Consider the following 20,880-nt stretch of genomic DNA (forward strand, 5'->3'; position numbering starts at 1 on the left):
ACATTGAGGTTCCTTGTGTACATTGTGGCAATTTCTTTAGATACACCAAATTCTATGATTGCCATTGATTTCAAAATATCGGTTTTTATTGCGGCGGCAAGGCATCTCAATTTTACCAAGGCTGCACAGGAGCTGAATATCTCTCAGCCTGCTATCAGTAAAAATATCCATGAACTGGAAATACAGACCAGGCGCAACCTTTTTGAGCGAAACGGCAACCGGTTGATGCTCACAGAGACCGGACAGTTACTATTGAATTATGCCCAACAATTACAAGGGATTTATGATCAATTAAACGAAAATTTAGATATTCTTGACGGTCGAACCGCCGGAGAGTTGCGTCTGGGGGCAAGTACTACTATCTCCCATTATATTATTCCTGAAATCCTGGCCGATTTTCATACACAATATCCTTCAATAAAGATTAAGACACTGCATGGTAACTCAAGGCAGGTAGAAGAATGGTTACAGCAGAAAGAGATAGATCTGGGCATTGTAGAGGGGTTGTCAGATAATGCTTCTATGAAATATGAGGAGTTTCTGAAAGACGAACTGGTGCTGGTTACCCGCCAGAGGAATCCGTTGATTACTGTTGGGAAAGCCGTTAAACCTGAACAGTTGAAAGAGGTAGGTTTTGTACTACGTGAGCAAGGGTCAGGTACTAATGAGGTTATCAGAAAAGCCCTGATGAAAATAGGAATAGGCCTCCACGAACTAAATGTAAAAGTAGTGTTAGCCAGCACAGAAAGCATCAAGAATTTTCTGCTAACTACCAATTGCTTTTCTTTTCTGTCGGTTCATGCTATTACCAAAGAACTGAAAAATGATGAACTACAGATAGTAGAGCTGAATGATTTTGATATAGAGCGTTATTTCTTCTTTGTTCACCCGCAAGGCGTAATAGGCCGGTTGCCAGATAGTTTTCGTAGGTTTGCTATGAAGAGGCATACGCCTGGTCGCACAGCGAACCTTCCCTGAAGGAGAACTGAACACAAATATGTGCAGGGGTTCAAAATTCTGAACCCCCTGTCGGGCGTCCCCAACTACGACCCAACCTTCACTTCATTTAACCCTATAATTTATATCTGATGTATCAATCTGCCGTCCGGAATGAAATCCCATCCAGACTCAAAAAAGTATTTACGCCACTATAAAACTGTACATTTCCGTTGGGTAATACGTCTATCCTGCCGAAGGTTCCCTCGCCACTTGGGACAGCAAAAACCTTGATCTCTGCCGGCCGATACCCTGTGGGAAGGCTGAATATCACAGCATTTTTAACAGCAGTACCATCTTTAATCATGCCTTTCAGATGCACCACCGATTCATTGTCTTTATAATACCCAATGGTTGAATACCCATTATTTAAATGCACCCAGTTATTCTGTAATACCCCCCCTATAAAATTCGGAATGGGTCTGTTCACCTTTCCGCCTACATTTACATCCCCACTGATAATCATATTGGTCAGGTTGGGGTTATACTCCCAGAAATCATACATATACCCTCCATTATTACCCGTTCCGACATATCCCTTATTGCCTATAGCAAACCCGACGCCTTCTATGCGGGCAGAGCTTGGATGACCGAAATTGCTTTTTTTTGTCCAGGTATCATTGCCTGCATTATACTCCCACATATCATTGCGAGCCGTTCCATCTGTTCCGGTTCCTACATATCCTTTTCCACCAATCGAAAACCCGACTGCATGAGACCGTGCGTTACCTGCAAAGTCTGCTTTCTGGCTCCAGGTATCTGTCTTAGGGTCATACTCCCTGAAGTCGGCCTTTCGTGTGCTTCCGTTAATGCCGGTTCCGATATAGCCTTTGTTTCTGATTGAAAAGCCAACCGCTCCAGACCTGGCACCACCACTAACATTGGCCTTCTGTGTCCAGGCATTGGCTGTGGAGTCATATTCCCAGAAATCTTCCTTATTAGTACCTGCACCAATATACCCTTTGTTACCTATAGAAAATCCAACTGCGCTGACTCTGTTTCCTCCTCCGACACTTGCTTTCTGCGTCCAGATATTAGTAACAGGATTATACTCCCAGAAATCATCTCCGGCTGTCCCACCATCACCTGTTCCTACATATCCTTTATTACCAATTGCAAAACCAACTGCATTTCTTCTTACCCCCCCGCCGAAATTTGCTTTCTGGGTCCAGACATTGGTAGCAGGGTTAAACTCCCAGAACTCACTCGTGGTTGGATTAATAGGTGACCCCTGTATAACACCTGTTCCGATATAACCTTTGTCACCAATAGAAAACCCAACGGCATATTGTCGGCCGGTGCTAAGGTCAGCTTTTCTTGTCCAGTCGTCCGAAGTGGTCATTTCTAATCCTGAACCACAGAGATTTTGCCAGTCTCCATTCTGAAACACATTAAAACATTCCTCGTTGGTATTATAAATCATTTGTCCGTTAACCGGAGCAGTGATAGCATTACGCTGAACAGTTGACATCCGCGGAACGTACACTCCGTCGGTTGCCAGTGTACCCGATTGAGCAAATAAATCATTGATTCCAAAAAGCGGGAAGAGTATAAAGGCGGTCAGTATAATTCTAATCATTTTAATCTGAGGTTTAGTTCGTTCTCGATTTCTTCTATACTAAGTGTTGGTGGCAGATACCCCTGAGTAATTTTTGAAGATGCCAGTTCTGCGATTTTCCTGGCATGAGTCTGGGTTTTAAAGGGTTGGTTGCCCGATAAGGCAGGTATATTGGGCTGATTGACAATCAATTTATAACGTATATATATACGGTAACCCCACCCGCCTGATAGTGGATGGGTTTCGAATTGAAGGCTATCATTGTAGTAATACAAGATGCCGTAATCGTTGTTTTTTAAGTGAGGTTTTTCAGGGGTCTGCACCAATGATACAGACACTAACCAACTATACAACAGTAAAAAACCGAATACTTTCATTAGGGTGAGGATAAAGACAGGTTTACAGGCTACTCATACTTATGCAAAGTACAGTGTTAAACTGTATCTGTTCAATACGGCAATTGCCGTATAATTACTACCAAAAAAGTGCATTTGCCCTATTATTTTAAATAAGCGCTGCGGGTTGTCAGGAAGAGTAAAATGAGGTGCAAAAACACTTTTACAGGGCAGATAGGACGTAAAAAAAGAGAAGTACTACTATAATGAAGTTTTTTTAATGAAATTCTAATTTGTTTATGATTTGCTTGTGTACTAAGTTTGAAAACTTTTTTAGTCACAGCAAAACATTTTGGAATAAAGCCACCATTGGTGGCATTTATTTTATCATTTACCTGGCAACATTTAATTGGTCAACATTGCTACAGTTGTTTCCAAGCTAACATTCGGGTATCACAATGGCTTTAAAATCCAATTCTTCCTTTCGCCTTTTTTCTTTCTCCTTTCGCTATATATTCTCTCATATCTTCTAATTCTTTTTCAAAACCTCCACTGAGAATCGGGAAACGACACCAGCTACGGGGATCGAGGTTATGGCTATCCAGATGAAAACTCGGCGCGTAGCGTTCGCGTTTCCATTGGTTGCGGCTCCAGAGTCTGAAAAACCGCTCTATCCATGCCGCTAATGTCGCACGATCGAAACGCTCAGCAAATTGAGCTTCCATAAATAACAGACACTCTAAAGGTGGTTTTTTATCTCTTACAGCCACTTTTTCTATCTCGTTCAGCACTTCATAAGGCATCAGGTCTTTTTCATCGGTCTGCTTTTTATCTAATGGGCGTAGCTCTGCTGTTGGTTGCAGGCTATTTACTTTATGCAACCCTTCTATTTTAATATGTTTGCCTTTTACGTCGCAGCCAACTGTTTCTAACCACACCAACCATTGTTTAAGCCAGAATTTGTCTATACCTGCAATGGGGTTGATACTTCCGGCGGTGTCGCCGTCCATAGTGCAGTAACCCACCGCTACTTCCGAGCGGTTTGAGGTTGCCAGAAGCAGGTGATTATACAGGTTTGTCAATAACCATACACCCGGGGCGCGTACCCGTGCCTGAATATTCTGTAAAGGCAAATCGTCGGTTTCCCAGGTCAGATTACGGCCGATCTGGTCTTCAATGAGCCCTTTATAGGTTTCTACCAGCCCATTGATGTTGATATTATAAAAGGTTGCTCCGATTGATTGAGCCAGGGTCTCTGCCGATTCATAGGTATCTGCCGAACTATTTTCTGTGCCCTGATAAATACTGTGAATCAGTTCTGTGGTTAGTTCTTCTACGGTGTTACAATTCTGTATTTTTTTGATATAAGAGAGTTTTTGCTTGAACGCACCTAAACCAATACTCTCATCGGCCAGCCGGATCATTAACCCACACAAAGCTACACACGCGCAGGAATCTGCTCCACCCGATAATGAAACGGTAAAACCCTGAGAGCGTGATTTCCGAAGATAATCGAATAAAGCTAATGAGACCGCACGGGCAAATTCTTCTTCTTTCAGGTAGCCTCCTCTTTCAAACTTCTCTAATTCGGCATATTGATTGGCAACTGGTTTAATCTCAGGGAAATCAAACAGAAGAGCTACTTTCCAGGTACTTGCCAGAATCGGCGATTTAATTTGGGAATGGTTGACCTTTGGTGCTTCAATATCAATAGTGGCACTGGTTACATAAAAATCATTATAACCGAAACGAGGCGATGAAACCAACAGATTACCATCAGAGGCAATCATGGCATCACCATCAAAAATAAGGCGACCCGATTCATTACCCAATAGATTGGTATAGATATAACTACAAGCAAACGAACGGCTGCCATCAATGACAAATCGTTCACGTGTCATGAATTTTGAAAATGAAAACGGGCTTGCACTTGGGTTGAGAATAATATCAACGGCTCTATCGAACAATACTCTACCCGGACGATTAGCTACCCAGGCGTCTTCACAAATCTCAAAGCCGATGCGTACACCACTCAAGTCAAACACTAAATCTCCAATCGGATATTTGAATTCATCAATTTCAATTTCGTCTCGCAAGCCAGTTTGCCAGCGATGAAACCATCGGTCTTCGTAAAATACCCCATAGTTGGGCAGGTGCTGTTTGCACACAAAGCCCAGAATACGCTTGTTGGCTATCAGGCAGGAAGTATTGAAAATTTTGTTATTAAACCGAATTGGCAAACCTACTGATACAATCATACCCGAAGTGTGTTGCACGATTTCGAAGAGACTTTCTTTTGCCTGTTCGGCAACATCAAACGAATAAAACGCATCTTCACAACCATAACCTGTGATACATAATTCGGGCAGGCATAACAGGCTCACATCTTGTTTATCGGCTTCTTTGATGCAGTCAATAATATTTTTGCGGTTCTGTTCCCAGGCCAATGGTGTCTGGTTCAATGTTCCGGCAGCTACTTTAATCAGTTTCATTCTATACTATTTATAATTTCTTCTAAATGTTCTTACTCAATTAAATGGCAAAACGGGCTCTAACTGGTGAGCTATCAGGTCTCGGAATAACGTGGGTGAATAGATTTTCTGTCTGTCAACAGTACTTTTTCCTTTCCAGACTATGTCATTTGTTATGCTGCTATAAATCTCCACTGTTAGGTCAACTACATACTTTTTCCCCTCGTTTGCGCGCAAAACACTCTTCTTATCTGCTGTATTTATAGTTTCGGTCTTAAAAAAGAAATCCAGATAAATGACAGCATCTACCTGCAAAGCTTTCGCTATTTCTGGTTTTGATAGTTGACCAATGTCCTGAATACTGATATTTTTTTCTTTCAATAGCTGATTTGTCAGCTTATCGTCAAGCCAGTCTGTTTTCTTATTGACTCTGTACAATTCTTCGTAAATAATATGCTGAAACTTATAGGCTTTCTGTTCCTGCCTGACAAACGGGTCTGTATTGCCGTCGATCAGTTTTTCTACCGCATCTTTACTATCACTATCAGCTACATAATTGACAGGCAAAACAGCTACTTTTTTATGAGTAGCTTTTATTTCATAGGCCGGATATTCTTCTTTTATAGTGAATAGCTGTTTAGTGTCAATACATGAAAGTTGTAAGAATGCTAATAATAGTAAGACTATTTCCTTCATGTTTAACATACACTAGTCGAAATTTATTCTTGATATTATCTATTTGAAATGAGTCCAAAATTATCCAGATATTTCTATACCTATTAATTCATCGTTTTCATCAAAATCTAAATAAACTGGAATGCCTTTATATCCTTCGATAACGTCCTTTAGTGAAATCGATTTCTTAACGACCCCTGAAATAAGAGTTTTAGGGTGCTTGTTGAGATATAAATACCCTACCACGGATTATTGCTGCTTGTTTTGAATAATATTTTTTCTTGTTTCATGGATGTTATGCTTGTTTTCTCTAATCTATAATGATTTTGCTCTAAATTTAACCACGATACTGTGGGTCACCAGATTTTCAATACTTTATCTGGATTTATGCTTTTGTAAGATTCTTCATAAAAGTTATCAAAATTTATTCTTAAAACTTCTTTTGCTAATACCTCATTACACAATGTCTCATTTCTATGCAGATAATAGTCTGTGAAAGAAGAGAACTCCCAGTCTTCCAACTTCGATACCAACAAAGCAACATAAGGATTCTGATGAATATAATGAAAACAAGTGACAGGATATTCCCAGTCAACAGGTGCGGGGGTTAAATCTTTTACTTTTGTGTTTTGTGTAAATAACGAACCCGTCCGTCTTTCCTGTTTATTAATAGCTAATGAATACGAACTCAACATATTCCTTAATGCCTCCGATATAACATTTCTCTCCTCGTCTTTTATCTTAACAGTTTTTATTGATTTTTCGTTAGCTCGAATCTGAAAATGGAAATGATTTGGCATTAGGCAATACGATAAGATGTCACAATGAGGTTGTAGGAATCTTCTCATTTTCTCTAAAAAGAATAAATAATTGTTTCTCTTAAAGAAAAGCTTTTGTCGGTTATTACCTCGGTTGTAAATATGGTAGATATGGTTTATCTGATATTGCATTGTTTTAGGCAACAGTTTTGCAAAATACTTTTAATTTCAATGAAAGACAAAATATAGGTATTCTTTCTATTATTAAGTACCATGCTGTCCAGCGTAGTACAATATGGCCTCCGTGTCACGCGTCTACTCGTCCGCAAAAGGGCCGGACACCGCGTGGGTGGCACGGATAAACTCAGCAGACCAACTATTATCTAATTACATATATCTCTTATAAGAATAGATGTTTAATATTTTCCTCTTCCCACCAATCACTCCTAATTATGCGTGACACGCCCGTCTAATTCCGAGTAGAGGCGTGCCACGCGGTCCGTTTATCACCAAAAAACTGTTATTCATAAATAATTTACTATTTATTAGCATATATTTATTGTTTATCGATAAATAATATATACCTTTGTCTTATCAAATCAATCAGAAACATAAACCTTTATGAAAACAAGAACACAAAATATACTAAGCGTTGTCAGAATTATTGCCCTGATAGGATACATAGGTGCCATTGTTGCCGGGCTCAGAATTGCGATTCCCTTTGTTATAGGGTTTATTACAGACAAACTCTCTTTTGATACCGGAACGGGCCTCGATAGCCTGCAAGAAACACATTTGCTATCTTACGTATTTATGATGTCTTTTATTATAGTGCTGGCCATTATGAAAATTCAGGTTTGGGAAAAACTCAGAGAGATTCTGGAAGAAATAAATCTCAGTTCTCCTTTTTCAAACAAGATAGCATCGATGTTAGAAAATATGAGCTATATTATTGCAGGTATTGGGTTGATTTATTTTATGGCTGATATTTATGCAAACAATCTTTCTAAAACCATTAGTATGATTGACAAACATTATTTTAAAAGCGACTTCCAGTATCTATTTTCAGCCGGTGTAGTCTATGTAATGGCGCAAATCTTCAGGCGTGGTGTTGAAATACAGGAAGAAAACGATTTAACCGTTTAAAAAACGCTATATGGTATCTGTCAAATTAGTTATACAAAAATCACTCACTAAATAAATCAATGAAAACCAGAGCTCAACTAATACTAAGCATAGCCCGCACGATTGCCCTGATTGGCTATATCGGTGCTGTTATTCATGCAGTTCGCATCGTTGTTCCTTTTGTTATCGGTTTTTTTACAGACAGATTTCCGGTTTCGACAGGAACAAATCTTGATCACCTGCGAGATAACCATAATTTATTCCCTTATATCTCACTCATTATTTTTGCTATTTCCATTGCGATTATTCAGATTGAAATCTGGCAGATGTTGAGGAAAATTCTGGCAGAAATCGACCTCAGTTCTCCTTTCACAACCGACGTAGCTGTAATGATTGAAAAAATGAGTAGTATCATTTTAAGTTCATGGATTGTAAGCTACATAGCCGATTTCAGCCTGAACCAGTTTGCGAAAGTTGTGGATGGCATTCATGGCAATCCTTTCAAAACTGATTTTCAGTATCTGTTCTTTGCCGGAATCATTTATGTGGTTGCTCAAATCTTTAAACGTGGCGTTGAGCTACAGGAAGAAAGCGACCTGACAGTTTAAGATACCTCACAGCTGACTTCAACTGTGAAATTGATTTGAAAGTATGCCCCCACAGTAGCAAATTTATGCATTAAAAGTGGGCTGATTACGACTGTATAGCACCATGATGCCCATTCAACATTTAAAATTAATTAACAATGCCAATAATAGTAAATTTAGATGTGATGCTCGCCAGAAGAAAAATGCCGCTTTCGGATTTAGCAGAAAAAGTAGATATTACCCTACCCAATTTATCGATTCTGAAAACAGGAAAGGCCAAGGCCGTGCGTTTTTCGACCCTGGAGGCTATTTGTGAAGCACTCGATTGCCAGCCAGGAGATATACTGGAATTTGTATCTGAAAAAAAAAATCATAATTAAGTGCAACCCAACTTTATATACTTGCATCTACAGAACAAAAGCAAGGTTTTGCCACTCATCATACTATTAAAACCACTTATGTAATATCAGTTACCTTGTATTACAAAGTACTATAAGTTTGTATCAGAAAATTATGAAAAAGCTTACGACATTTAGTTTAGTTTAGGTTAATTTAAAGATTAAAACTGTCTCAGGCTTTAGAGGCAGTTTTTTAAAAAACTTTGTAACCTCAACCCGGCTTTTACTATCTAATAGGTAGTTAAAAGAAAACAGAAGAAAATTTTGAAAAAGCATTAATAAAAACAATATACCAACAGTGCATTTGCTTCACAAAAGCATTCAAAACACAAAGCTATTACTAAGTAAATAATTAAATCTGATGAAAAAGCTATTACTAACACTCCTGTTGGCAGGAGCGAGTCTACTTTCTTTTGCCCAATCGACCAAAGGAAAAATTTCAGGAAGCCTCTACGACGAAAAAAAACAAGCACTTCCGTTTGCTACCGTTTTATTGCTTAAAGCACAAGACTCTACATTAGTAAAGGGCAGTGTAAGTGATATGGAAGGAAAATTCGAAATCGAACAGTTTATCAGTGCCGGAGCCCAGAATCAGTTTATTGTATCTGTTTCGATGGTCGGCTATCGCAAATATTTCTCTCCAAAAATTGTACTAAGTGCCGAAAACCTTGAGGTTAAACTCTCTAATATTCAGTTGGAGCTGGACACCAAAAACCTCAAAGAGGTAACCGTAACCGCCAGAAAACCATTTATTGAGCAACAAGCTGATAAACTGGTGGTAAACGTTGAGGGAAGCATCGTAGCCAACGGTAATACAGCACTGGAGGTGTTGCAGAAATCGCCGGGGGTAACTGTTGACAATAACGATAATATCAGTGTAAAGGGTAAACAAGGTGTGCTGATACTAATGGATGGTAAACAAACCTATATGTCGCAAAGCGATCTGGCTAACTTGTTGAAAAACATGAACAGCGACCAGATTGAGAAAATCGAGATTGTATCGAACCCTTCATCACGTTATGATGCAGCCGGAAAAGCGGTGATTAATATCGTAACGAAGAAAAACAAAAACTTTGGCACGAATGGTAGTGTATCTTTAGGAGGGTCGTTGAGCTTGCCCCCTTTTATAAAAACCGGGCTAAACAAAGACCTAACGGCCGTAGAAGAAAAGAAGCCCGGTATGATGCCAAAGTACTTTACAAGCCTGAATCTAAACAACCGCCAAGGCAAATTCAATACGTTTACGAATCTTACGTTTTCTGATAACCAACGTTTTAATAACAATGCCTTTGTAAGAGACATGAGTGGCCAGATTTTTGAGCAATATGCCCACCGCTATCAGAATAACCAGAATCTTAGCTATAAATTAGGCGCAGACTATTACGCTACTAAAAAAACCACCGTAGGTGTTCTGATAACAGGCAACGTAGGGGCATGGGAAAGTTCGAATCCTAACAAGAACATCACCTATATGCGCAAATCAAGCACAGCAATACCTGATTCAAGTCTGGTGACAACCTCAAGCAATATCAGAACATGGGTAAATACCACTTTCAATGCGAACCTGAAACATACGTTCGATTCGACAGGAAAAGAGATTACTGCTGACATTGATTATTCGGTTTACAACAATCAGGGAAAAGAAAGAGGGATGGTGTCAAGATTCTACCAATATGTTGATAAAGTAGAAACAGAATATGGTACACCGCTGAACATTACCAGCAATACGCCGAACAAGTATAATATCTTTGCCGTAAAAGCAGATTATGTGAACCCATTAAAAGGTGGTGCAAAATTAGAATTTGGCGTAAAAAGTAGCTGGGTGACATCGGATAACGACATTCGCTTCTACCAGAATGGAACAGTAGACAAAGGACGTACCAACTACTTTATCTATACAGAGAACATTAACGCGGCTTATGCCAACTTTAACAAAAAACTGAACAAGGCTTTTAACTTACAAGCGGGTTTACGTTTAGAACATACTCATTCAGAAGGTAAATCAGTAACCCTGAACGAGTCTCGTGAGCGTAATTATGTAAAGTTGTTTCCGAGTGTGTTCCTGACTCAAACAATTAACAAAAACAATCAGTTGACGTACTCGTATAGCCGTCGTATCGACCGTCCGGGATATAATTCATTGAATCCGTTCATTTATTTCCTTGACCCATACACGTATCAGTTGGGTAACGAATACCTGATGCCGCAATACAGCAACTCATTTGAATTGACTCATACCTATAAACAAGGGTTCGTAACCAGTGTAGGCTATACCGTTACCAATGATTATATGGCAGAGGTTATCAAGAATGCCGTAAACGTGCCAGAAGTATTGGAGAAACTGAAAAAATACAACAATATCCAAGGTATTGACCCTGAGAAAATCACGTTTGCGACACAGGAAAACATTGCCAAATTCGAGAATCTGAATGTAAATTTCAGCATACCGATCCCGATTACGAAATGGTGGAATTCTCAGAACAACATCTCGTTTTATCATAACCAATACCAAGGGGTAGTATCAGATCAGAATCTGAGTGTGGGACAATGGGCTTATAACTTCTATACAAGTCAGAACTTTAAATTACCAAAAGACTTGTCGGCCGAAATCTCGATGTGGTACAACTCACCAAACGTGTATGGTATCATGCAAGGACGCTCTCAGTATGCAGTAAATGCAGGTTTACAAAAGAGCTTGTGGAAGAAGAAAGCAACGCTTCGTTTAAATATCAACGACATTTTCTTAACAAGCTTCTGGCGTGGCAAAACCGAATTTGCAGGTGTAAACATGACGCTGAACAACCGTTGGGATAGCAGAATGGTACGTTTATCGTTCTCGTACAAATTCGGTAACCAGAACGTTAAAAATGCTCGTAACCGTAGCACAGCCACAGAAGCCGAACAACGCAGAACAGGCAGCGGAAACTAATTGTTAATACGTCTAAAATATGTGGAAACGCCTCGGAGATTGTCTTCGGGGCGTTTTTTTTTGTTTAATGTGCAGAGTTCTAAAATAGGTTTGAGGAACTTATTTTAGAACTAAAGATTATTTTAATAGTACAGATTAATAAAAAGCACTGTAAAAGTTTCGCATATTTACAATACAATTATTGATTACTCTATATTATGAAACTTTTCGACAGATATATAAATGGAGAAACAACAAAAGTTTACGACGAACTTTCGGCTCTAAGAGAGGGAGCGTTCAATTCAAACAATTTTATTCAAACTGATTTGATTTTAAAGGAAACCTTTAGAAGAGTTAAATTCAATCTTGATATAATTTATAATGCGTTAAAAAATATTGACTATAAGTTTGTATCTACTATACAATATAACTGGCAGATACCTGTGCTGCCACCAGACCCAAATGTCGATTTACTATTATTTGAATTGAAATCGAAACTTAAGAACGCTGGACATATCCCTTTGTCTTTGGAATATTTTTATAGAATTGTTGGCTCTTGCAATTTTTGTTGGGACTGGAAAGTTTATCCTGATATTCCTTGGGTAGGTGCTGACCCAATAGATATTCCACCAATTAGAACATTACTGACTGATTTGATTTATGACGACTATGATATAAATGAGATTCTATTGTCTGGCGATTATTTGCAAAAAGATAATATAAGTGGCTCTTGCTATAATCTTGAGTTAACTACTTCACCATCAATTGATAGTTTACTTATTGGTTGGGATATACCTTTTATTGATTATTTAAGGTTAACATTTAAAAATTGTGGATTTACGATGGCAGACCAATGTGAGTATGATACTTTGGCTGCATTTTGCAATTTTGTTAGACCACAAATGTTGGAAATATAACTACATAGTTTAAGACTAATCAGATTGCATAAATCTTGTAAAACATCATTTATAGAAGTTCTGATTCATTACAAATAATTTTGGCGAAAGCCAATTAGGATGATTGCTTTATTGTTACCCCCATTTGAAAATGGGGGCTATTGAAAAATTGCTATTGAGAAAATTGTTTCCTATCTCAATAGCCCCCAGCTTTAGCTGGGGATACAGAATTAATACAGTCCTAATCGGCTTTAGCCGAAACATTTGTCTTACTCAATATGAACAAAACTATTTAATTCTGAATATCTTTACACAAACCTATTTTAGATTAGACAATTAAAAATCAACCCAATTCTAACCCCACAAAATGCCCTTCATTAAAGTCTACATCCATTTTGTCTGGAGTACGAAAAACCGCGAACCATTGCTTGCTAACCAAGAAAAAAGGCATCTGGTCTGGCAACACATCAGAGAAAATGCGAGAGAAAAAGAAATTTTTATAGATACAATCAATGGTTACTCTGACCATTGCCATTGTCTTGTATCACTCGGAGTTGACCAGAGTATTCAGAAAGTTATCCAACTCATAAAGGGAGAAGCCTCATTCTGGATAAATAAACAGAAAATAACAGAACAACAATTTGAATGGCAAGATGAATACTTTGCTGTGTCAGTATCAGAATCTATGATTGAAAAGGTAAGAAATTACATTAAGAACCAAGAAGAACATTATAAAACAAAAACATTTGCACAGGAATATGAGGAATTTATGTTGAGATATGGGTTTGAAAAATTTAAGGGTTGAATAGATTTTGATTAATTGTTTTATTCAATAGCCCCCAGCTTTAGCTGGGGTATAATGAGAATAATTATGCCGATTGGCTTTAGCCAAAATCTTTGGACTAGCAATGTTTATGATTTGGCTAAAGCCAATTAGGACTATATTCATTTACTATCCCCCAGCTAAAGCTGGAGGCAATTGATTAAATAGTGAAGTTTTCTCCCAATCACCTCACCACCTCACTAACCAAAATCACAGGAGCAACATTCGTATAATTTGCAAAATCTGCTCTTATTGCATCTCTGTTTGGGGCGATGGCTGCCTGATACTCACTCAGGCTTTTTACGTAAAAGGTGCCGATAGCCATATACGGTAGTGGTTGGTTAGGAATACCACTGGCAAGTCCTTTTTCAATGGTGTATTTTACCAGATTTGACCCTAAATACGCTGCCACCATGGGCATGTGTTTGGTTTCGTAGTAGGCCATATTAAAGGTTTTACCTTCGGCAAAAGGGTACATGACCGATATTTTAATCAAGCCTTTTTCAGGTTTAGCAGATGGTTTTTCCTGACTAAATGCAGTAAATCCAATGGTCATTAGTAATAGCGATGTAATAAGTTTCAACTTCATGATTGATATAAAATTAAGTTTTAAAATACACTATCTGAAATAGTATTCCACAAATATCATAACAGTGCCTATATTTGCAAAACGCTATTTTTCGATAAAATCAATCGATAAAACCGATTTAGAAATATGGAGCTACGCCAACTCAGATACTTTTTAAAAGCGAAGGAATTATTAAATTTCACAGAAGCTGCAAAAGTGCTGAATATCAGCCAGAGTACCCTATCTCAGCAAATCAAGCAGTTGGAAGATGAATTAAATGTACCTCTGTTTAACCGCGTCGGCAAAAGAATAACCTTAACCGAAGCCGGAGAGATATTTGGCGAATATGCTTTGCAGAGTATCAACAGAGCTAATGAAGGTTTATTGGTGCTGAAAGATTTGAAAAATCTCAATGCCGGAAAAATCATTATCGGCGTGATTTACTCTATGCGGATACTCTTTGCCAAAACATTGATAGCGTTTGCCAGACAATACCCCAATATCAAAATCCAGGTGGTATTCGGCACTACCAAAGACCTGCTCGAAAAACTAAATTTATACCATTTTGATTTTATTATTACCTTCCATGAAGATGCTATAGAGTCGCATCTGAAATGTCAGACACTTCTCAAAGCCAATATGGTATTGGTAACAGCTAAAAAATCGTCATTGGCTAAAAAAAACAGTATATCGCTTGATGAAGTTGCCCAACTGCCATTGGCATTGCCTTTCAGTGGCTATAGCACTATTCAATTCTTTGTAGAATCATTCGGACAAGAAAACCTGAACCCGAATATCTGTATGGAAATCAACGATATCCCCACTCTATTCGAAATCGTAAAAACAGGGCATTGGCATACCATATTGAGCGATACGAGTATAAACGACCCAGAAGTTGTAGGCATACACATCGACGGGAAAAACATGAAGCGCACGCTCATGATTCTATCGCTTAAAGAAGTCTATGAAAAGAAAGCCGTGCAAAAATTCTACGAGCTACTCAGAAGTATGCACACTGACATGCCCTGAAATAGCCACGACTTATTCTAAAACTTTACACTGATAATTTTCTTTATTCAGTAGTTGAATAATTTTCTCTATTGCAATATCTTCTCCCTGCACTCTTAATATCTTTTCGCAATCGTTCAGGTCAAAATTTATTTTGTGTTTGGGAAACTGATTTGAAAGTTTTTGCAGAAGAAATATTGACTCCGAAGTCTCCTCTACGTTTGTTTTGAATATTTCGACCATAACAAAGGAATGTTTGCGAAAATTGTTACGCGGGGTATCAACCCCTAAAAAATCCTCTTTGATTGCTCAAACAAATTATACCACCTCCTATTCGTGGTTCGGCAATTCAGCGCCATATTTTATGGCAGCTTCAAGTATGTCAATATTGATGTCTTTCACGGTTTTAAATCGGATACAATACCCGGTTACACTCGCCTTACCAAGCTTTGCTCCATAGGTTCGGGGCAAAAAGGTTTTATCTTTTATACCCAATATATGCACAGAGATTCCGGTTGAGTTGGCGAGCAAACCAATCCGAAAAAAATCTCTGGTGGTTCCATTTACATAGTGTATAGTGTATAATCCATAACCAATTGTGGGATTAGTGATAACACGGCCATCACTGTCTTTACCATCTGTAAACCACAATTTACCTTCTGGTAACAGCCTAAGTATAAGTTCATGCAACCCCTGCATCTCTTTACGTTTCGGTTCGGGCTGGCTGGCAATATAATCTTTGATTTGCTCTTCTATGTTCATGTTAGATATTATTATAACAAATCAATATGGCAGCCGAAGGGTTGCCATATTGATTAATTGGTATTTCAATTCTTCCCATTACCCAACAACTCATCCAGATTACCAAAACAAGCAGACATACCCTCTATAAATCCATTTTTCACTATAAATTCAAGCGTTTCTACACTTCCATACTGGGCATGAATTTTTACCAGTGTTTTACCATTCTCTTCTCTGAAATCATTTGTGGCAGTGGTACGCGCAAAATTTGGGTTAACAGTTCCGTTTGCATCACAGAATCCTCTCAACTCCACGATGGTCTTCTGAGGTTCAATCTTCTGATAATCATAACGGCTATAGCCAACTTTCTCATCTTGCGGGTTTATCATAGCATAGTGCCAGAAGCCACCCTCTCTGAAATCCATCGTCTGGGTCTCGGCTCTGAATGGTTTCGGAGCATACCATTTATCCAGAATTTCGGGGTTTGTCCACGCTTCCCAAACCATGGCAAGGTCTGCATCAAACTCACGTTTAATGGTAATCGTTCTGTTGTCTTTATCAACAACAAAGTCGAATAATAGGGCTGAGTTCATTTTTTCAGGTTTTTAAGTGTTGCTAATACTTCATCCAATTGATTAAAGCGTGCCTCCCAAATCTCCCGGAATTGGGCCAGCCATTGGTCAATTTCTTTCATTTTGTCTATTTCCAGTTGGTAAAAGATTTCTCTGCCTTGTTGTTTTTGTGTCACCAGTTCACATTCGGTCAGAATCCGCAAATGTTTCGAAACAGCCTGCCGGGTGGTATCAAAATGTTCGGCTATAGCGTTGGGGGTCATTGCCTGTAAAGCAATGAGTGTAATAATCGCCCGTCTCGTCGGGTCGACTATCGCTTGAAATATATCTCGTCTGGTTTCCATTATGCAATTATCTGGTTGCAAATATATGCGCAACTATCTGGTTTCGCAAATTATTTTTTAAAAAAGTTTTATTGATTGATTCGCGCTAAAAAAGTTTACAGTTTATCCTGTGAAAATCGTTAATTCTGAAATAGCTTTACACAACCACAAGTACTTAACCAAAATTATCATGCGTGCCCGACTAAAAACGTTCATTCTCCTATCAATTCTGATACTTCCGTATCAACTACTGGCGCAGAAGAAATTCGCGGTTAAGATTAGTTTTCCACCGAAAGCAAACATTGGCAGTATCTCCATTCGCTATGATAATGGGCGAGATGCCAATAATGAATTAGCGAATGTTATAAAAGCCAATCAGTGTGTAATTGCAGGTGAGTTTTTTTCGAGATATGCTACAATCATCATTAGTTTTGAAGCTGATTCTCTATTCTACTATAGCCGTTTCTGGGTAACGGAAAAAACGGCTACTATCAGGTTTGTAAACAGAGGCGAAAAAAAACTAACTGATGCTATTGATTTAAAAACGGTTGAGGCCGAGAAATTCACTGCCTATGTTTCAGTTGAGCAAAAGGATTTAGACGATTTTTATGAAGAAAATTTTAAGAAAATCGCAGATAATGATTCTTTAAGGTACTTATATTCTCAGAAAATAGATCAACTACAACAGAAACAACTCGCGTTTGTTAAGGCTAATAATAAAGACTATTATAGCTTATGGTTATACCGAGACCTTATCTATACCGATAACAGTTTAGACAGTCTTAATGCTATTTATAGAGCCTTTCCCGATAGTTTAAAAAATACCTATGAAGGAAAAACCATCGAACGGGTACTCTACAGCCGAACCATAAAAAGTGGCGTAAAAGCGCCTGATTTTATTACCAGAGACATCAAAGGCCGCGCGCTTTCGTTAGCAGATTTTAAAGGCAAGTATCTTTTGCTTAATTTCTGGGCTTCGTGGTGTGAGCCTTGTATCGCAGAACTACCAGCTATCAAGCTTATACACGATACTTATGCAAGTAATCAACTGGAAATTCTGGCAGTTACGCAGGATACGAAATACAAGGCTTTTGAAACGGCTGTTAAAAAATACAACATGAACTGGCTACATGTTTTCAGAGATATGGAATTATTTAAATCATACGGTGACATGAGCCTCCCTAAAGTCTTTTTAATAGACCCGACCGGAACTATCATTTATGTACGGGATGAGCAAAATGATATTGATTTGAGTTTGCTTACTAAGTTGATGAGTGAGGAATTGAAGAAATAATATTAGTTCTTGTAATAGCCTTTGCTTGTTTGGATGAAACCTGTTAACTAACAGCAAAATCTTTTATAATAATATTTCATGAAAAAGTTACTTTGTATTTTTCTCATCTTAGCTTCATGTACGCCAAATAAAGTAGAAAGAAAAGATTTGACCTTAAAAAACGGATTTTATTATAAAAACGACAATCTGTTTACAGGAAAAGTAATTTTCAGACGTTCAGATAATTCGATTTCTTATGCAATGAATCTGGTTAATGGTGTACCTGAAGGGAAATCTGAATCTTTTGGTTATATAGAAGACGTGATTCAGGTAGAAAATTATTCAACTATACAAAATCCAACTATACAAAAGCAATTGAACCTGATAAGGATTTCGAAAGATGTATTTATTGAAGGAGATTTGCTGATAGGTCATTATATACATTTAATTACAAATGAAGATTCGGTTCAATTGAAGCGATTTGACAAAGCGTATGTAATAACTCTCCTTAAGCCCATTTTAGATGAAAAAGTAGAGAATCACATTATTTTTTCGAAGGGTGAATTAGAAGAGTCTACTTTAGAGTTTGAAGAATTTTAGTCAGCTCATAATCATTTTTTGCCAACTATAGTTTGGCTCTTAGTCAATTATAAGGAGACTATATTAGAATACCCTACATATAAAACACATTAAACTTATGCCCGTCAGGATCAGCGAAAACAAAGCCGTAATAGCCTTCACCAAAAGCTTCAGGTTGTGAAACTAACTTTCCTCCGGCTTGTTGTATTTCTTCTGCCCAGGTATCAACCTCTTCTTTGCTATTTGCCGAAAGAGTGAAGATGATTTCATTTCCGGTTTTAGTATCAATCAATTGCCCTTTTGTATTAGGTTCCAGAATCTCTTTTTTAAAAAAATGGATGATAAAATTTTCGTCACCAAAGAAGAAACTCGTTAATTGGTCAGATGCACCGTTGTGCTTGAAACCGAGTTGTTGGTAGAATTGTGTGGTTCGTGCTAAATCCTGCACTCCGAAATTAGCCCAGATTTTTTTGGTTTTCATAGATAGAAAGTTTTCGAGATCAATAGTTTTTATTTTCGGTAATCATGAGTGCCCATTATCCGGCACGATTAATACAAACCGTAATATTACGAATACCAACCACTTAATACTAAAATTTGTTCAGATTTGTCTGTTTTGAAAAACCTTCTTTTACGCTACCATACTATGTTTTCGTCTGAAAACCAATGTTAACCAACGACTCAATTCTAAAAATTAACCATTCATTTCCAGCTTGTGGCCATTCGCCAAAGTAAATTTCCTATAACCCATGTTCAAATCTAATTTTGGGAATCAAATCACCCAAAATTATTAAAATGCTTTATAACCATGAAATCAATACTCTTTTCTATAGCTTTTGTTGGCTGCATTTCAATAGGCTTTGCCCAATCTATCAGTCTTGACCCCAATAGTTTACAATTACCTCGAGTAGCTGCAAATCCGGCTTGTGCGGTGGCAGATAAAGGCAAGCTGATTTATAATACTACACAGAATAAAGTATTATTCTGCAATGGCTCTGCCTGGGTTGACCCTTCAACCGCCGCTGCTCCAAGTAATTGGGTAAACTCTGGTAACAATGCTGTATTACTCAACGGCCGCGTGGGTATTGGTACTGAAGCCCCAACTACCACGCTTGATATTAATGGAAACCTGAGAGTGAGGGGCAATTTCCCGGTGAAAGGTTCAACACTCGTAAGTATTGATAATAATGGCACGCTCAACTGGCAAAAACCTTATGCTTTCAGGGCTGAGGGGCTGGAAGGAGAAGCTAATATGACAGTTGGCGCAAATCAGACCGTCCAATTGATGTTTACTTATCCAGATTATAATATTGGACAAATGTATTCGGTTAATTCGGGGAAATTTACAGCCCCGGTGAGAGGAATTTATCATATTGAAACACATGTAGCCAGCTACAAAAAAACACAAGGACCAAACAGCGGTTATGCACCCTATGTGAGTCTGGTAAGAAAAAGAATTGGAGATCCTGTAAACAGAACCATACAATATACAAAATTTGGAATTTATACCGAAGATGGGTCTGATATATTTGGCCCGACAGTGCATCATACAATTAGTGGAGATTTTATGTTGGAAGTAGGAGACGTACTCTGGATTGACCTAAATGCAGAAATTGTGGCACAATTAATTGATGGTGGAAAAAACCAGATTTCTTTCAGTGGCCGATTGGTGATGCAGATTTTTTAAGAGAAGTGTTTTTAATCGTATCTATACCTGAAACAGGTTTGTATGAGTCTGTTTCAGGGATAACCGATTCTCTCAACGTCCTTTCTTTGGCGGGTCATTAAAGAAAAGCGCCCGGTGGCTATCCATACTAAAAGGGATCGCAACTGAATATAAAAAAGTACCCTCTTCCTGAATATCAAAAATGAATAATGCCCAATGATTGATAGCCATATTCAGTTGATTTTCTGAGAACACATGTTCCATGTATTCCATGTTTCCATCAGCTATTATCTGCCTGATGTCATCATACGATGTGCTTCTATCGACTTCTATTGAGTTAAATTTGAAAGTAAAACTTTGCTTAAAGCTGAAATCTATCTTTATATAGTCTAAAATATCATGGGTGTAAGATAGCTGAATAGTATCAATCCTGAAAATGATAATGCTGTGCTTCTTCGATTCATAGGTGTCGTAGGGCGGAGGATATTTCTCATAAAAAAGAGAAACATGGCTATGCATAGGTAACTCTAAAAAGTCTTCCGGGGCCGTAGGTATGTTTATTATCTCCATTAGATAATTAAATCTCTTTTTCGTGTCACTAACAAAAGGTAAATGTCTGG

Annotated in this window: 23 protein-coding genes; 11 read left to right on the forward strand and 12 right to left on the reverse strand. The window is 38.1% G+C overall.

The window, feature by feature from the left end; all coding sequences use genetic code 11:
- Nucleotides 1-24: 24 nt before the first annotated feature.
- The gene (locus H1R81_RS13595; protein ID WP_220275223.1) at nt 25-978 is read left to right on the forward strand and encodes a LysR substrate-binding domain-containing protein; all 954 of its coding nucleotides are present in this window, start codon (nt 25-27) and stop codon (nt 976-978) included.
- A 115-nt stretch (nt 979-1,093) separates the two neighbouring features.
- Here H1R81_RS13595 and H1R81_RS13600 read toward each other — a convergent pair whose 3' ends face one another.
- The 5 genes from H1R81_RS13600 to H1R81_RS13620 form a co-directional block, all read right to left on the reverse strand.
- Nucleotides 1,094-2,575 (reverse strand): hypothetical protein, encoded by a 1,482-nt coding sequence (locus tag H1R81_RS13600; protein ID WP_181841270.1) that lies wholly within the window; start codon nt 2,573-2,575, stop codon nt 1,094-1,096.
- Nucleotides 2,572-2,931 carry a DUF4907 domain-containing protein gene (locus tag H1R81_RS13605; RefSeq protein ID WP_181841271.1) on the reverse strand — a complete coding sequence of 120 codons (360 nt, stop codon included), beginning with the start codon at nt 2,929-2,931 and terminating at the stop codon, nt 2,572-2,574. Before H1R81_RS13605 ends, H1R81_RS13600 begins: the two co-directional genes overlap by 4 nt.
- A 422-nt stretch (nt 2,932-3,353) precedes the next feature.
- On the reverse strand, nt 3,354-5,381 hold the full coding sequence (gene nadE, locus H1R81_RS13610; RefSeq protein WP_181841272.1) for an NAD(+) synthase: 2,028 nt from the start codon (nt 5,379-5,381) through the stop codon (nt 3,354-3,356).
- A gap of 36 nt (nt 5,382-5,417) precedes the next feature.
- Nucleotides 5,418-6,056, reverse strand: coding sequence for a hypothetical protein (locus H1R81_RS13615; RefSeq protein ID WP_181841273.1), 639 nt, complete (start codon nt 6,054-6,056; stop codon nt 5,418-5,420).
- 335 nt (nt 6,057-6,391) lie between these two features.
- Entirely contained in the window at nt 6,392-6,835 is a 444-nt protein-coding gene (locus tag H1R81_RS13620) for a transposase (protein WP_229251131.1), read from the reverse strand.
- Between the two features lie 579 nt (nt 6,836-7,414).
- Between H1R81_RS13620 and H1R81_RS13625 the strand changes: the two genes are divergently transcribed.
- The 6 genes from H1R81_RS13625 to tnpA all read left to right on the forward strand — a co-directional run bounded on the left by H1R81_RS13625 (nt 7,415) and on the right by tnpA (nt 13,512).
- Nucleotides 7,415-7,939, forward strand: coding sequence for a DUF2975 domain-containing protein (locus tag H1R81_RS13625; protein WP_181841275.1), 525 nt, complete (start codon nt 7,415-7,417; stop codon nt 7,937-7,939).
- Nucleotides 7,940-7,998: 59 nt separating this feature from the next.
- Entirely contained in the window at nt 7,999-8,526 is a 528-nt protein-coding gene (locus tag H1R81_RS13630) for a DUF2975 domain-containing protein (RefSeq protein WP_181841276.1), read from the forward strand.
- A 137-nt stretch (nt 8,527-8,663) separates the two neighbouring features.
- Complete coding sequence (locus H1R81_RS13635) at nt 8,664-8,885, forward strand: helix-turn-helix transcriptional regulator (protein WP_181841277.1); 222 nt, start codon at nt 8,664-8,666, stop codon at nt 8,883-8,885.
- Nucleotides 8,886-9,264: 379 nt separating this feature from the next.
- Nucleotides 9,265-11,832 (forward strand): outer membrane beta-barrel protein, encoded by a 2,568-nt coding sequence (locus H1R81_RS13640; protein ID WP_181841278.1) that lies wholly within the window; start codon nt 9,265-9,267, stop codon nt 11,830-11,832.
- A gap of 197 nt (nt 11,833-12,029) precedes the next feature.
- Nucleotides 12,030-12,728 carry a hypothetical protein gene (locus H1R81_RS13645; protein ID WP_181841279.1) on the forward strand — a complete coding sequence of 233 codons (699 nt, stop codon included), beginning with the start codon at nt 12,030-12,032 and terminating at the stop codon, nt 12,726-12,728.
- A gap of 346 nt (nt 12,729-13,074) precedes the next feature.
- Entirely contained in the window at nt 13,075-13,512 is a 438-nt protein-coding gene (gene tnpA / locus H1R81_RS13650) for an IS200/IS605 family transposase (RefSeq protein WP_181841280.1), read from the forward strand.
- A 202-nt stretch (nt 13,513-13,714) separates the two neighbouring features.
- On the opposite strand, the gene H1R81_RS13655 is transcribed toward tnpA, so the two are convergent.
- On the reverse strand, nt 13,715-14,119 hold the full coding sequence (locus tag H1R81_RS13655) for an EthD family reductase (RefSeq protein WP_181841281.1): 405 nt from the start codon (nt 14,117-14,119) through the stop codon (nt 13,715-13,717).
- A gap of 126 nt (nt 14,120-14,245) precedes the next feature.
- On the opposite strand from H1R81_RS13655, the gene H1R81_RS13660 reads away from it, so the two are divergent.
- On the forward strand, nt 14,246-15,127 hold the full coding sequence (locus tag H1R81_RS13660; RefSeq protein ID WP_181841282.1) for a LysR family transcriptional regulator: 882 nt from the start codon (nt 14,246-14,248) through the stop codon (nt 15,125-15,127).
- 12 nt (nt 15,128-15,139) lie between these two features.
- Here the strand turns inward: H1R81_RS13660 and H1R81_RS13665 are convergent, their stop codons facing one another.
- The 4 genes from H1R81_RS13665 to H1R81_RS13680 form a co-directional block, all read right to left on the reverse strand.
- The gene (locus H1R81_RS13665; protein WP_181841283.1) at nt 15,140-15,349 is read right to left on the reverse strand and encodes a hypothetical protein; all 210 of its coding nucleotides are present in this window, start codon (nt 15,347-15,349) and stop codon (nt 15,140-15,142) included.
- Between the two features lie 87 nt (nt 15,350-15,436).
- Nucleotides 15,437-15,868, reverse strand: a complete 432-nt coding sequence (locus tag H1R81_RS13670; RefSeq protein WP_181841284.1) for a DUF1801 domain-containing protein — start codon at nt 15,866-15,868, stop codon at nt 15,437-15,439.
- 65 nt (nt 15,869-15,933) lie between these two features.
- A complete protein-coding gene (locus H1R81_RS13675) occupies nt 15,934-16,440 on the reverse strand; it encodes an SRPBCC domain-containing protein (RefSeq protein ID WP_181841285.1) in 507 nt (168 codons plus the stop codon).
- Nucleotides 16,437-16,763: a helix-turn-helix transcriptional regulator gene (locus H1R81_RS13680; protein WP_116982384.1), complete on the reverse strand. Its 327-nt coding sequence runs from the start codon at nt 16,761-16,763 to the stop codon at nt 16,437-16,439. The genes H1R81_RS13675 and H1R81_RS13680 overlap by 4 nt, the downstream gene beginning before the upstream one ends.
- A gap of 169 nt (nt 16,764-16,932) precedes the next feature.
- On the opposite strand from H1R81_RS13680, the gene H1R81_RS13685 reads away from it, so the two are divergent.
- Together H1R81_RS13685 and H1R81_RS13690 are read left to right on the forward strand one after the other, a co-directional pair.
- The gene (locus H1R81_RS13685) at nt 16,933-18,036 is read left to right on the forward strand and encodes a TlpA disulfide reductase family protein (protein WP_181841286.1); all 1,104 of its coding nucleotides are present in this window, start codon (nt 16,933-16,935) and stop codon (nt 18,034-18,036) included.
- A 78-nt stretch (nt 18,037-18,114) separates the two neighbouring features.
- Entirely contained in the window at nt 18,115-18,615 is a 501-nt protein-coding gene (locus tag H1R81_RS13690) for a hypothetical protein (RefSeq protein ID WP_181841287.1), read from the forward strand.
- A gap of 73 nt (nt 18,616-18,688) precedes the next feature.
- On the opposite strand, the gene H1R81_RS13695 is transcribed toward H1R81_RS13690, so the two are convergent.
- The gene (locus H1R81_RS13695) at nt 18,689-19,075 is read right to left on the reverse strand and encodes a VOC family protein (protein WP_181841288.1); all 387 of its coding nucleotides are present in this window, start codon (nt 19,073-19,075) and stop codon (nt 18,689-18,691) included.
- 327 nt (nt 19,076-19,402) lie between these two features.
- Here H1R81_RS13695 and H1R81_RS13700 point away from each other — a divergent pair, with 327 nt between their 5' ends.
- Complete coding sequence (locus H1R81_RS13700) at nt 19,403-20,281, forward strand: C1q-like domain-containing protein (protein ID WP_181841289.1); 879 nt, start codon at nt 19,403-19,405, stop codon at nt 20,279-20,281.
- Between the two features lie 72 nt (nt 20,282-20,353).
- Here H1R81_RS13700 and H1R81_RS13705 read toward each other — a convergent pair whose 3' ends face one another.
- Nucleotides 20,354-20,830 carry a hypothetical protein gene (locus H1R81_RS13705; protein WP_181841290.1) on the reverse strand — a complete coding sequence of 159 codons (477 nt, stop codon included), beginning with the start codon at nt 20,828-20,830 and terminating at the stop codon, nt 20,354-20,356.
- Between the last annotated feature and the right edge of the window lie 50 nt (nt 20,831-20,880).

The sequence above is a fragment of the Emticicia sp. BO119 genome, assembly GCF_013912375.1.
Classification (GTDB): Bacteria; Bacteroidota; Bacteroidia; order Cytophagales; family Spirosomataceae; genus Emticicia.